The 12,167-nt window shown below is 50.2% G+C and carries 12 protein-coding genes; 6 read left to right on the top strand and 6 right to left on the bottom strand.

The features are described 5' to 3' along the window. The first annotated feature begins 683 nt into the window (after positions 1-683). Positions 684-1,016 carry a chaperone CsaA gene (gene csaA / locus G477_RS0110510; RefSeq protein ID WP_026697911.1) on the top strand — a complete coding sequence of 111 codons (333 nt, stop codon included), beginning with the start codon at positions 684-686 and terminating at the stop codon, positions 1,014-1,016. Positions 1,017-1,120: 104 nt separating this feature from the next. On the opposite strand, the gene G477_RS0110505 is transcribed toward csaA, so the two are convergent. After that, entirely contained in the window at positions 1,121-1,954 is an 834-nt protein-coding gene (locus G477_RS0110505) for a hypothetical protein (RefSeq protein ID WP_026697910.1), read from the bottom strand. Positions 1,955-2,302: 348 nt separating this feature from the next. Between G477_RS0110505 and G477_RS0110500 the strand changes: the two genes are divergently transcribed. Further along, positions 2,303-2,893, top strand: coding sequence for a hypothetical protein (locus tag G477_RS0110500; RefSeq protein WP_026697909.1), 591 nt, complete (start codon positions 2,303-2,305; stop codon positions 2,891-2,893). Between the two features lies 1 nt (position 2,894). On the opposite strand, the gene G477_RS0110495 is transcribed toward G477_RS0110500, so the two are convergent. Next, positions 2,895-3,449 carry a flavin reductase family protein gene (locus tag G477_RS0110495; protein WP_026697908.1) on the bottom strand — a complete coding sequence of 185 codons (555 nt, stop codon included), beginning with the start codon at positions 3,447-3,449 and terminating at the stop codon, positions 2,895-2,897. Between the two features lie 211 nt (positions 3,450-3,660). Next, on the bottom strand, positions 3,661-4,500 hold the full coding sequence (locus tag G477_RS20555) for a GerMN domain-containing protein (protein WP_026697907.1): 840 nt from the start codon (positions 4,498-4,500) through the stop codon (positions 3,661-3,663). A gap of 130 nt (positions 4,501-4,630) precedes the next feature. Here G477_RS20555 and G477_RS19360 point away from each other — a divergent pair, with 130 nt between their 5' ends. Further along, positions 4,631-5,332 (top strand): hypothetical protein, encoded by a 702-nt coding sequence (locus G477_RS19360; protein ID WP_205622337.1) that lies wholly within the window; start codon positions 4,631-4,633, stop codon positions 5,330-5,332. 473 nt (positions 5,333-5,805) lie between these two features. Here the strand turns inward: G477_RS19360 and G477_RS0110480 are convergent, their stop codons facing one another. From G477_RS0110480 to G477_RS0110470, 3 genes are all read right to left on the bottom strand, one after another. Next, on the bottom strand, positions 5,806-6,843 hold the full coding sequence (locus G477_RS0110480) for a glycine betaine ABC transporter substrate-binding protein (RefSeq protein WP_026697906.1): 1,038 nt from the start codon (positions 6,841-6,843) through the stop codon (positions 5,806-5,808). Positions 6,844-6,917: 74 nt separating this feature from the next. Beyond that, positions 6,918-7,763: an ABC transporter permease gene (locus G477_RS0110475; RefSeq protein WP_245575484.1), complete on the bottom strand. Its 846-nt coding sequence runs from the start codon at positions 7,761-7,763 to the stop codon at positions 6,918-6,920. 37 nt (positions 7,764-7,800) lie between these two features. Beyond that, positions 7,801-8,997 (bottom strand): quaternary amine ABC transporter ATP-binding protein, encoded by a 1,197-nt coding sequence (locus G477_RS0110470; protein WP_026697904.1) that lies wholly within the window; start codon positions 8,995-8,997, stop codon positions 7,801-7,803. Between the two features lie 294 nt (positions 8,998-9,291). On the opposite strand from G477_RS0110470, the gene G477_RS0110465 reads away from it, so the two are divergent. The 3 genes from G477_RS0110465 to G477_RS0110450 all read left to right on the top strand — a co-directional run bounded on the left by G477_RS0110465 (position 9,292) and on the right by G477_RS0110450 (position 12,157). Further along, positions 9,292-9,855 carry a GbsR/MarR family transcriptional regulator gene (locus tag G477_RS0110465; protein WP_026697903.1) on the top strand — a complete coding sequence of 188 codons (564 nt, stop codon included), beginning with the start codon at positions 9,292-9,294 and terminating at the stop codon, positions 9,853-9,855. Positions 9,856-10,316: 461 nt separating this feature from the next. Continuing rightward, positions 10,317-10,859: an RNA polymerase sigma factor SigX gene (gene sigX, locus G477_RS0110455; protein ID WP_026697901.1), complete on the top strand. Its 543-nt coding sequence runs from the start codon at positions 10,317-10,319 to the stop codon at positions 10,857-10,859. Next, positions 10,856-12,157 (top strand): hypothetical protein, encoded by a 1,302-nt coding sequence (locus G477_RS0110450; RefSeq protein ID WP_026697900.1) that lies wholly within the window; start codon positions 10,856-10,858, stop codon positions 12,155-12,157. Before sigX ends, G477_RS0110450 begins: the two co-directional genes overlap by 4 nt. Positions 12,158-12,167: the final 10 nt, after the last annotated feature.

Below are 12,167 nucleotides of genomic sequence, written 5' to 3'. Positions count from 1 at the left end.
CCCTGCGGGATCTTCCGATCTCCTTCTTCCACAGGCGTCCGCCGGTCTTCGCTGCGTCCTTCTGAAAGAAAAGAAACGTTTATGAAACGGAGCAGGCCCAGGCTATTTTTCGAGACGCCTGCGGATAAAGAAAGCGTGACGATCCTCCCGGATGTAAGGGAGGGAGAGCGGAAGGATGTCTCCGCGGCAAGCGAAGAAAAAAGGTTCTCATTCACATGTTGGGCTGATTAGGCTTAGGAATGCTCAAACGCTTTTCAAATGGCGGACCTATGATTCTCTTTGAAAAGAAAAAACAAAAACGAACCCTTTTCAGGAGTGAAGGGCGGCGACGCCAGAGGGATCAAGCGCCGTCCGAAAATCCTCCTCGCAACGCGAGGAGAGTTGAGGGCAAGCCCCTTGGCAAGCGTCCGCCTGAAACGGAAAAAAAGATGCCATGGAAATGAACCTCTACCCCAACATGTATTTTAGAACCAGAAAAAAGAGCCGCAGGCGTACTTTTGTTATAACAACACTAGGCTTTAACAAAGCCTTTTGGAAAGAGCCGGTAAACTGACTATACGGGAGAGGAAAAGGGGTGTCCATCATTTTCTACTTGTTTTTACAATTTTAGAGAAGAGAAGGAGGAAATCCGGATAATGACAACGAAAAGAGAAAGAGATCGACAGAAAGAGAGGGGATAACACATGGCAGTATTTGAAGATTTTCAGAAGCTGGATTTACGGACAGGGACGGTTCTGCACGCAGGTGTACTGGAGAAGGCACGTGTCCCGGCCATCACGATGGAAATTGATTTCGGTGATGACATCGGTGTAAAGCAGACCAGTGCTCAAATCACCAAGCGGTATGACCCCGATACGTTAATAGGACGACAAGTGATCGGCATCGTCAATTTCCCACCGAGAAAAATAGCCGGGTTCACGTCGGAAGTGCTCGTACTCGGCGGTATGCCGGGGGAGGGGGATGTGGTTCTGCTGCAGGCGGATGAGGCCCTTCCGAACGGCACGCCGATAGGTTGACAGCAGGACGGGAGCAGGTTCACCGGATGTGCAGCTCGTCATTGAAAGATCGAGGGCCGGAAGCATGTTGACTTCCGGCCCTCTTATACATAGAACAGGTTCCTCTAGGATGCTGGAGGTGTAACGGTAAAAGGTACCGTATCATGCAGTTCCTCATCGAGGTAGAAGTGCACCTCGTATTCACCTGCCGGTACTGCAGGGTCTTCCAGGTCGAGCAGGTCCATTGTGACTCGTTCATCGCTGAAAAAGGAGGTGCTGCGCTCGTCGTACAAATCCCAGGCAAAATCATCCCAGTAGTACAGCTCCACGGTAATCTCCTGATCGCCCACTGCTTCGCCGGAGTAGAGGATATTCAGCCCGTCTTCATACTTTTCAAACACAGGTTCTCCGCGGACATCCAGTGCCCCCTGCGGCGGCATGTCCGTTTCCATGTAGACATAGACGCCATGATCCAAAGGGGGGTTGAACTGCCACTGGCTGATCAGCACGGCGGGAAAGAGAATGAAGAGGCCGAGCACCACGTTCGTCAGCAAAGCAGCGGGAACACTGAAACCATACCATTGAAAAACGGGTGCCAGTCGGCGTTCGCCGGCTTGATGCTCCTGAATTTTCTGGAGTTTGGCCGCATACCAGGCGTTGCCGAAAAGGCCAAAAAGCACGTGGGCTGGGATCATGCCGATCACGAACAGGACCGGTGTCGCCTGAGCGTCAGCAGTGAGTCCCAACACTGCCGGTAGAAACGACTCCACTGTCAGCAGCAGCAGCAGCCAGAGGAAGTAAAGGCCTGTCCAGCCGTACATGTGCCGGGAAGCGCTCCACAAGGGAGCAGCAGCGGCGGCGGCGCTGTTCCAGCCGGCAAATCGTTCCGGTCTGCGGTGGCGGTCCAGCTTCCGCTTGTAATAATCGGCCCGTGGGCCGGCGTAATCTGTTTTCTGCATGGGAAAGCTCCTCTATCAGAAATTCGCAGTCGTCCAACGCATAGTTTATCATGGACGAAGGAAAAGATAGAAGCCATTCGAGCTGTAGTTTGCTAAAATAGACACAATTGCTGCGCGCAAGCAGCAGCATTGATGCAGCCGGGCTTGTTCAGCTCCATGAAAAGGGTCACTGCGGAGAAGGTGTTCACATCGGATAGGGAAGAAGATGTCCTTGTGCGGACGGCAGCTTCGACCGTCCTGCGGTTATGTTTCTCCCGTGTTTCGGGCACAAGCCGGAGGGAGAGCAGAGCGCCAGCCGGTTCTTCTTCACGAAGTTCTGTTCAAGCTAGAGGAAAGGAGCTGCATGTCATGCGTCTCATCATGGTGTTCATCATCCTTCTGCTCGTGTCGTGTTCAGCAGGGGAAAATCAGGAAGAACCGCATCCATATTCGCACATACCGCCTTCCTTCTCCTACAGCGGATTTCAATTTCCGGAACAGTGGGAGACTGTCTCTGCGGCCAAGCATGTTCAGCCTTCTTACCGCGATGAGGAAAGTGGGGAGACGAGGTTCGGCGATATGCCTTACCGGATGGAGTTCATTTTTGGTGCGGAAGCAGAAGAAAACGAAGTAACCGAGATAGACCTGCAGGCACATAACGAGCTGCAGGAAGCGGGGGAGCGGACGAGGAGGCTCCTGTACTATCATACATATCACAGTCATTATGCAGATTTTCGGATGAACCGCAATGGATTCCAGGTGGTTCTTCAGGAATATGAGGAAACGGAGGAGTGGGAAGTCGACGGAGTGGATGTGCTCGTGTATGAGCAGCAGCATCAGTGGGCCGCGGACTGGGTCCGCGGCGGGACGTACTACGAGCTCATTGTTTATCAGGAAGCTCACGTGGAAACAGCGGAGCAGTTTGAAAATGTGCTGTCGCTTTTTCTGCAGGATCCCTGATTCACCGGAAACGGTGCTGGACTGTTTCGGAACTGGTTCCTGCACGAAGATAGGTGGAACGGCCGAGATAGAGGGGGAGAGAAGCATGACTGAACTCTGGAAGGCCGTCGGCACGAAATTGAGCGTCTCTCCGGTAAAAATGAAGGATATCCGCAGCGAACCAGTCATGATCTCCGAAAGAATGCTGATGGATGGTCCTGCATTCGTAGGCTGTATAAGCATCGGAGAGGATCGGATGACCAAGATGGCCGGTGAACGTCTCTACTCCAGTTAACGTAAATTTGTCTGTCTCGCTGCTGCTGAACGAGCCGGCAGTCTGAATCACACTTTCGCAGCCGGCAGGGAGAAATTGGACGGCAAAGGAGCCGGCTTCTTCCATAATGTGGTGTGTATAGCGCTCAGGGGCAACAGAAATTCCAAAGATCGGCGGTTCATAGGAAATCCAGGAATGCCATCCGGCAGCCATGAGGCTGCGTTTTGTTCCGGAAGCAGCCGTAATAAGCGCGACCAGCCCAGGGTAGCTGTGCATAACCGTGTGATGTACTTCTTTCAGCATAGGTTCTCATCCTTTCATGAAAGCTGCGGGATGTCGACGGAACGAAGCAGGCACACCATTCATTTGAGCCGCAGACGAAGCCAGGGCCGTCTCTATGTCTTTCGAGACGACCCTGTGCCTGTTTTTTCTGTATGGCTGCCTGATCAGGAGTGCTTCTCCACTTTTCAGGATCTACTGATACATGGTGGTGCAGCTTGGACGTTTTCGTCGTTTATTCGTACAGGTCGTAGTCTTCTGGTGAACCAGCCTGGACCGGTTCAGAGAGATCCATATGGCCGAGGAAGTTGTCGGTCTCTTCTCCGTCAATCAGGATCATGGTTTCATCTGCACCGAACTGCTCCATCATCATGGCGATCTGTTCCGTCAGCATCGCTTCGCCGCTGGAGCCCAGGTTGGCTTCCTCTGTTTCTCCGGAAAGAGAGACAGTTGCAAGCGAATCGTCCAGTTCTACAGACTGTACCGAGCTGCCTTCTGGCAGAAGTCCGTAGAGTCCATCCTGCTCCGGACCTGCTTCCCAGAGCTCCATCGCCTCTGCAGCACCTGCATCATCCATGGTGACGGAATGGTCGGATGCTACCCGGAACGTATCGAGCAGCTGGTCATCCGCGAAATACAGATACAGACTGTCGAGGACGTCCGCTTCCTGATCTTCTGTTCCTTCGTTCGTTTCATTGTTGTTATCCGTATCGTTTTCGGTATTGTTGACGTTATTATTATTGTTACTGCCCAGGTCTGCTTCGTCTGTCTCGTTGTTGTCGTTCAGGTTCATGGCGTTGTTGTTCTCTTGGTTGTCAGCATCATTCTCGGTATTGGAGGTGGAGAGCTCCTCATTGTCCTCTTCGCCGTTGTCGTTGTTGTTTACGTTGTCGTCGTTATTATTATTTGGTTCATTCTCATCGTTCTCATTGTTGTCCTCACTCGGATCTTCTTCCACTTCGTCTGCTCCGCCGACATTGGCATTATCCGTGAGGTTCTCTTCCTCTCCCTGTCCACATGCGGTCAGAGCCGTGATGGAGGCTGCGCTGAATAAAACAAATGCTGTTCGCTTCATAATCAATAACATCCTTTCTTTCATATACTTTCTAAGTATTGATGCTTCCCGTTTGTTAGACGTGCTTTGCGGGGAAAGGTTACATATCTACGCAGAAAGTTTGCGATCCGTTCTTATAAGGAGTGTAAACATGGCTGAAGAAGAATCCCGGTCCACGCCCGAATATTTATATGAAATGCTCATGGTTGGTCTTGCCTTTCTCGCCGTTTCGACCATCTGGTATGACACCCAGTTTGAGAGTGAGATCGTATGGGGAACGTGGGGGATCTTCTTCGTGGATTTTGTCATCCGGCTGTTCCGGACGAAGGACAAATGGGGGTTTATCAAATCGAATCCGTTCATCGTGATTGCTGTGATCCCCCTTGATGCGATATTTCAATTCGCCCGCATCGCCAGAATTCTGCATTTCTTCCGGTTGAAGGTGATCACCAAATATTATGCCAAGCCGGCCATCAAGCTGCTTGTTGAACAAAAACTCATCCATTTGATTCCCGGGTTGTTCCTGACGATCTTTATATCTACGATCCTGCTTTACTGGGCGGAGACGGAACGGTTTGATATGTACCTCGAAGCCTGGGTGGGGAGCGTGTTGTCGCTCGCTTTTTTCGGTTACGCCTACATTGAACCGGAATCGACGACCGGGACGATTGTCATTACCTTTCTGACGGTGCTGGGCGTTATTTTCTATGCGGCGGCCTTCCGGTACATTTTGTCTCTGCTTTATAACACGAAGCTCGGCCGTCGATGGATGGATCGGGCTGTCACCTGGCTGGAAGAGAAAAAACAGCGGGCCCGGAAGAAACTGCCCAATAGACGCGATGACAACAGCTGAAAATGAGAACGATGCACGCAGAGCCCTTGCTTCTGGCAGCTCCAGTACGAAGGATAAAAGGGCCTGCGTGCTTTTGGTCTGCGAATCGTTCTCCTATCTCAACAAATAGGTTGTTCTTCACATGTTGGGGTGAAGAGGCTCAGAATGCTCAGACGCTTTTCAAATGGCACCTGGGATTCTCTTAGATAAAACAAAAACGAATCCTTTTCAGGAGGGAAGGGCGGCGACGTCAGAGGGATGAAGCGCCGTCCAAAATCCTTCTCCGCAACGCAAATAATAGTGGAGGACAAGCCCCTTGGTAAGCGTCTGCCGGAAGCGAATGAGAAACGTCAAAGAAATGAATCTTTTCCCCTACATTTATTTTAGAGCCTCGACTTCACGAAAAAACCCGCGTTGGAGATATTCTCCCGGCGCGGGTTTTCGCTGCAGGAAGGAACGCTGGTGAAAGCTGTTCCTCTGCCTGCTGCTATGGTTTACTGCTGTAGGTCTTCGATGGATTCAATGTCCATATACTCTGGTACAACAAGGCCAGTCTGAGCACCTTCAAGGTTTGCACCGAGGTCTTCCATGTCGTCCCCGTAGTCTTCAACGAGGTGATCATGTGTCAGTGGGAGCCAGCCGGCAACGTGTGCATCTGCTTCTCCTTCAGCTACAGCCTGGAACATAAAGTTTGCTTCTAGCGGGTTCATCGTTACTTCATAGCCGAGGTCGCCGAGTACGTGGGACACAACGTTCGTAGAAGCAATTTCAGAGTCCCATGCTACGAACACGAGCTCGATTTCTTCGCCGTCTACTTCGTCGACACCGTCTGTCCACTCGGAAACGGTATCTTCGTTCTCATCGATCCATGTGCGGGCTGCATCCTCTTCATCTTCACCCTCCTGGATAGCGGACATTACTTCACCCATGTCCTCTTCCGACCAGTGGAAGTTGTCGAGTACTTCGTAAGCTTCCGGCATATCGTCAGACAGGCCGTCACGTACGAATGTGTGGATGTCTTCCGCATCACCGAAGACGTTTTCTGGATCATCGAGGAATTTCAGGTCAAACTCTGCGAACTTCCAGTGTGGAGTCCAGCCGGTTACGATAACAGGTTCCTCGTTCTCATATGCGTCGCCGAGTGCCTGTGTCATCGCAGCATCGGAACTTGCAGAAACGTCCCAGTCGGCGAGGTCGTACGTTTCGAGTGCATCTTCAGCTGCAGACATGACACCTGCGCCAGCATCGATCCCAGTGATGGTGTAGTCGACTTCATCGGCATCGAATGCAGCGCCGCCGTCATTGTTGTCATCGTTGTTGTTATCCATGTTGTCGTTGTTGTCATTGTTCATGTTGTTGTCGTTGTTCATGTTGTCATCGTTGTTCTCATCACCGACGTTTACGTTGTTCACGTTATTGTTGTCGTTGACGTTGCCTGCGTTTTCCTCACCGTTGTTATCGTTGCCGCAGCCGGCAGCGAAAAGCGTGAATGAAATACCTGCTGCTAAACTGAGCTTGTGTGATTTCTTCATTACTTGACCACTCCTTTTAATTTGATGAAGCTATTTATTTTTCACTTCTGCCGGTAACCCGGCGAAGGAAAAAACTATTTACGGTTTTCCGGATTCAGTGCCTGTGTAATACGGTCGAGAATGATAGCGAGGATAACAAGACTGATCCCTGCTTCAAAACCCATCGCCATATCGTTACGGCCTACTGCATAGTATACCTGACGTCCGATACCGTCTGTACCGATCATTGCTGCAATAACAACCATCGAAAGTGCAAGCATGATCGTCTGGTTGATGCCGGCCATGATGGTAACTTTGGCCATCGGCAGCTGTACTTTGAAGAGCTTCTGTCCGGAAGTGGAACCAAAAGCCTCTGATGCTTCGATCATTTCTGCAGGTACCTGACGGATACCGAGGTTCGTCAGTCGGACAACCGGCGGCATCGCAAAGATAACGGATGCAATAACACCAGGCACAATACCGATGCTGAAGAACGCAACCGACGGAATCAGGTAAACGAATGCAGGCATCGTCTGCATGAAGTCAAGAATAGGGGTGACGATGTTTTTAACTAGGTCATTTTTCCCCATCCAGATACCGACCGGAATACCTAGAATGACAGAGATTAACGTGGCTGTCAATACAAGGGAAAGGGTCAGAATCAAGTCATCCCAGTAGCCGATGCTTTCAATGAACAGAAGTCCAAAGAAAATGAGGATCGGCAGTCCGTATTTTCCGGATTTGCGGATGAGCATATATCCTAATACGGTTAGTATCAATATAAATAATATAGGTGGTATCAGCCCGAAGGTAAAGTTAAACGAATTGGTGATGGCTGCAACACCACCTCGGATACCATCAAAAACAAAGTCTGCATTCTGCAGCCAGTCGACAAAATCTTCAATCCACTGGCCGAGGTTGGGTTCCGGCATGAAATCCAGAATCGCATCGAACCAGTCATAAAACGCCTGCCAGAGATCACTCAATGGTGTTCACCTCTTCCCCTGAAAGTGCTGCTAGAATTTTACTGCGGATCACAATGCCCACAAGTTTATCGTTTTCTCCTACTACGGCAATCGGAACGTTCGATGTTGACGTCATGTGGAAAAGATCGTGCATCGACGTTTCCGGAGCGCAGGTAGGTACATCTCTATGGAGGTAAGGTGTTACATCCCGTTCGTCCCGTTTCACTGCTTCTGCAATATCTGCGGCATGGACAATCCCCTGCAGCTCGCGCGAGCGGTTGACACAGTAAATACTGGAAATGCCGGCATCACGCATACGCTGCAGGGCGACGCGGGTTCCATCTTTTTCTATATTCACTGTTTCTGGGCGGACCATAATATGTTCAGCTGTGTATACTTTCGAGCGGTCCACATCTTCTACAAAGCGGCGGACGTAGTCATCAGCTGGATGCATCAGAATATCTTCTGGTGTACCAATCTGCACAACCGCGCCATCTTTCATAATCATGATCCGGTCCCCGATACGGAGGGCTTCGTCCAGATCATGCGTGATGAAGATGATGGTTTTCTGCATTTTCGCCTGAAGATCAAGCAGCTCATCCTGCATATCTTTGCGGATCAGCGGGTCCAGTGCGGAGAATGCTTCGTCCATGAGAAGGACGGTCGGATCATTAGCGAGTGCCCGTGCAAGACCGACACGCTGCTGCATACCGCCGGAAAGCTGGTCCGGAAACTGATGCTCATAGCCGTTCAGGCCTACGAGTTCCAGCGCAGACAATGCTTTCTTCTGGCGTTCTTCTTTTTCGATGCCCTGTACTTCCAGACCGTATTCGACGTTGGCGAGGATCGTCCGGAAAGGAAAGAGACCAAATTTCTGGAACACCATGCTCATTTTCTTTCTACGCACTTCGCGTAGAGAGTTATCGTCCATTTTTGCCAGGTCGTCCCCGTCGATTTGAATCTGACCCTCTGTTGGATCAATCAATCGGTTCAAGAGACGGACAAGTGTTGATTTACCGCTTCCTGAAAGTCCCATAATGACAAAGACTTCTGCTTCGTGCACATCGAATGTCGCACGGTTAACCCCGACAGTCAGTCCTGTCTGTTTCAGGATTTCTTCTTTTGAATGTTTTTCCCGAAGCATTTCGAGTGCCGGCTTCGGCCGCTTACCAAAGATTTTGGATAAATTGCGGACTTCAATTTTAGCCACCCTTGTCACCTCTTTTTCATATTTTACTGAACAAGTTTTTTACGATCCCGATGAATTATGGGTAAATGTAAAAAATCAGACCTTATATACTATACTGCTTTGAAGAGGGGAATTCAAACGGCGTCTCAGGTTCTCTCGCCGCAAAAAGTTTATACAGAAAAAACTGTACAAACATAACATTCTTTTTGCGTGCGGATACGTCGAATAGCGTCGATTTCCTGCAGGATATGAAGGTTTGGTTTCCATGAAGCCTCTGCTACGATAATGAAGGATTTATGTGAAGGAGGGCATCTCATGAAGAAGACGCCGGAGGAACGGGAGTGGGACCGCCTGGTTCAGGCGGAAGAACGCTTTGTAAACGCAGTCGCGCAGAATATACATCTATATGATATAACAAACTCAGCCGGAAGGCTATACGGCAGTATCTTTTTTTCGGAGAGACCGCTGACGCTGGATGAAATGAGTGAAGATCTCTGCATGAGCAAAACGAGCATGAGCACTGGGGTGCGTGCCCTCTCGGAGGCGGATATGATCAAAAAAACGTGGAGAAAAGGGGTGCGGAAAGATTTATATCAAACGGATCCCAACTGGTACAAATCGTTCACGAATGTTTTTATTAAGCGTTGGAGCCAGTCCTCCAGTGAAAATCTGAAGGCACTGAGAGCCTCCAAGGAAGATCTGCAGCATTTAATGCAGCAGGCAGCATCGGCACGCGTGCGTGAGAAAGCTGCTTTCGACATACAGCGGCTGGAAGATGCAGAAGCTTACTATGAATGGATGCAGGAAGTAATCGACCTTTTTGAATCGGAGGCTATCTTTGATATTATCCCACGCAGGGAGGCGCCGTCCGAATCCTGACAAGGCAGCAGTCGACCGATGCACCGGCTAATGACTGCTCTCCTACTCTATTCTTTCATAAGGGGCAGACGTTTCTCTGAGGATCCGGTGCAGCCTGACGATCCAGCCGGGATGTCGCTGATGGAAAAGCGTCCTTCCGGGCTCGGGGCGGGAAAAAGAGAAGAAGGAAGCACCCTGCAGATTTCGATGCCATTTCAAACAGACGGGCACTTAAAAATGCCGTCAGCTATGCTGACGGCATTTTTAAGTGCGGGCGGCCTGCCCGTTGTAAGGTTGAAAACGGACAAAAATCCAGGAGGCAGGCGAACAGTGACGTGGGTGGAAATCGGAACGACTGCATCAAAATCACCGTGTCTGCAGAAACGAGTTCTGATACAATGAGAAAAGAAAATCGACCTGACAACAATGTAACGTTCATAAACGAAAAATCGACAAAATAGATGAAGCAGGGAGGTCATTCCGTGAAAGAGGAATTCGAACGTTTGTACTCTGCTTACCACCAGCAGTTGTTTCAATATATTTTTTATCTTGTCCGCCAGCGTGAGACCGCTGAAGAACTTGTCCAGGAAGTTTACATTAAGGTGCTTCACTCGCTTGACACGTTCGAGGGGAAAAGCAGTGAGAAAACCTGGCTGTATTCCATCGCAAAACACGTTGCGATCGACTGGATCCGGCGGCAGTCCCGAAAAAAGCGAAAATCAGAAGGGAAGGAGTATGAATGGAGTGAGCGCGAGTTTGAAATTGAAGACAAGCAGCCGCTTCCGGATGAAATTGTAACGAAGCGGGAGGAGGTCCAGCATATCTACCTGATGCTGGATAAAATAACGCCCGATCAGAAGCAGGTCATCCTGCTTCGCTATATCCAGGCACTTTCGATAGCCGAATGTGCAGACATCCTCGGATGGTCTGAGAGTAAAGTGAAAACCACCCAGCACCGCGCAGTCAAGTCGCTCCGTAAGCACCTTGAAGATGCGCTGCCGGAAGGAGAGGAGGGTGACTATTGAGCCGAAAAAAATGGAACGAAGAAGACATTGAACAAACATTGACGGATATGCCGAAAATCGAAGATAAACAGTCGAAAGACGAGATTTTCCAGGCAGTTAGACAGGGAATGGCGCAGGAGCCGGCCCCGAAAAAGAAAAAACAGTGGTTTTTCCCTATGGCAGCTACTGCCGCTGCCGCGCTTCTTGTTCTACTGATGGTACCATCGCTGATGAACACCGGTCTGTTTACGAGTGACACGCAGACGGGAAGCGAGATGGATGTCCAGAATGACGCAGGCACAGCAGTGAACATGGAAGAAGAGAATGAGCAGGAAGAAACAAACGATCTGAATGAAAACAACAGCAGCACAAACAACAACATGAATACGGGTGAGAATGACTCCGCGGAAGAGGATACGAACGAAGAAAACGAAGTCGAATATGCGAATGAAGCTCCGTTAAACAATACGAACAACGAGGGAGAGAACGAAGCGGATCGCAACATGGCAGACAATAACAACAGCAACCAGCGGGGGAACGAACCGTTGAACAACGAGCCCGCTGCTGTTGAATACGCAGTGACCGAAGAGGATGCTGCCTATGTGACAGCCTCAGTGAATGAGGAGGAGCAGGTTGTTATAACGGCGCATGAACGAAACGGTGCGTCGCTGGAAGAAGTGCTTCTGCGCTCCCTTCAGGAGAGTGATCCAACATTGGACGGACTGTTCTCCAATCAGCTTGAAGAAGTCCAGGTGAATGAGCCGGAACAAGGACAGGTAGTGCTGCAGTTTGCGGAGGGGACGCTGCTGGAGTCGATGTCGAGCACAGAGTATACGCATACGGAAAATGTGCTGCAGGAAATATTCTCGTACCACCGGATAACGGAAGTTCATTTCCAGGCCGGAGAAGAAGAAGCCTCGTTCGGCCAGAGTGGTGAATCTTCTCTTTCTATCTCCACTTTAAACCGAGGGTACTACCAGGATGACAGCGGCGCCTATGTCAGTGCCCGGGAAGCCGGCGAGCCAACGACAAACGGCACAGGTGACCCTCTCAGCTTTGAAGAGACAGTAGAAGAGATGGAACAGGCGGAGAACGGATTTGAATCCGCACTCCCGGAATCAATTGAAGTCGAAGAGGTCTTCACGGAAAACGGAACTGGTGTCGTGCAGTTCACAGCAGAAGATGCGCCTCAGGAAGACATTGAACAGCTTACAAGAGCGATTCAACTGACCGCAGGCGGTTTTGATCTTCACACCATTGAGCTTGTCGATGATACGAACGAAGAGATTATCCAGGCCCCTGTTCACGAGGGAGAATAAAAGGAGCCGG

The organism is Alkalicoccus chagannorensis DSM 18086, from assembly GCF_000429725.1.
GTDB lineage: Bacteria > Bacillota > Bacilli > Bacillales > Salisediminibacteriaceae > Alkalicoccus > Alkalicoccus chagannorensis.
Note: the sequence above shows the minus strand (reverse complement) of the source record. Positions and strands in the feature narration are given on the sequence as shown.

What these genes read in the sequence shown, in the direction of transcription:
- csaA (WP_026697911.1), top strand. Translation starts at nt 684, where the DNA reads ATGGCAGTATTTGAAGATTTTCAGAAGCTGGATTTACGGACAGGGACG.
- G477_RS0110505 (WP_026697910.1), bottom strand. Translation starts at nt 1,954, where the DNA reads ATGCAGAAAACAGATTACGCCGGCCCACGGGCCGATTATTACAAGCGG.
- G477_RS0110500 (WP_026697909.1), top strand. Translation starts at nt 2,303, where the DNA reads ATGCGTCTCATCATGGTGTTCATCATCCTTCTGCTCGTGTCGTGTTCA.
- G477_RS0110495 (WP_026697908.1), bottom strand. Translation starts at nt 3,449, where the DNA reads ATGCTGAAAGAAGTACATCACACGGTTATGCACAGCTACCCTGGGCTG.
- G477_RS20555 (WP_026697907.1), bottom strand. Translation starts at nt 4,500, where the DNA reads ATGAAGCGAACAGCATTTGTTTTATTCAGCGCAGCCTCCATCACGGCT.
- G477_RS19360 (WP_205622337.1), top strand. Translation starts at nt 4,631, where the DNA reads ATGGCTGAAGAAGAATCCCGGTCCACGCCCGAATATTTATATGAAATG.
- G477_RS0110480 (WP_026697906.1), bottom strand. Translation starts at nt 6,843, where the DNA reads ATGAAGAAATCACACAAGCTCAGTTTAGCAGCAGGTATTTCATTCACG.
- G477_RS0110465 (WP_026697903.1), top strand. Translation starts at nt 9,292, where the DNA reads ATGAAGAAGACGCCGGAGGAACGGGAGTGGGACCGCCTGGTTCAGGCG.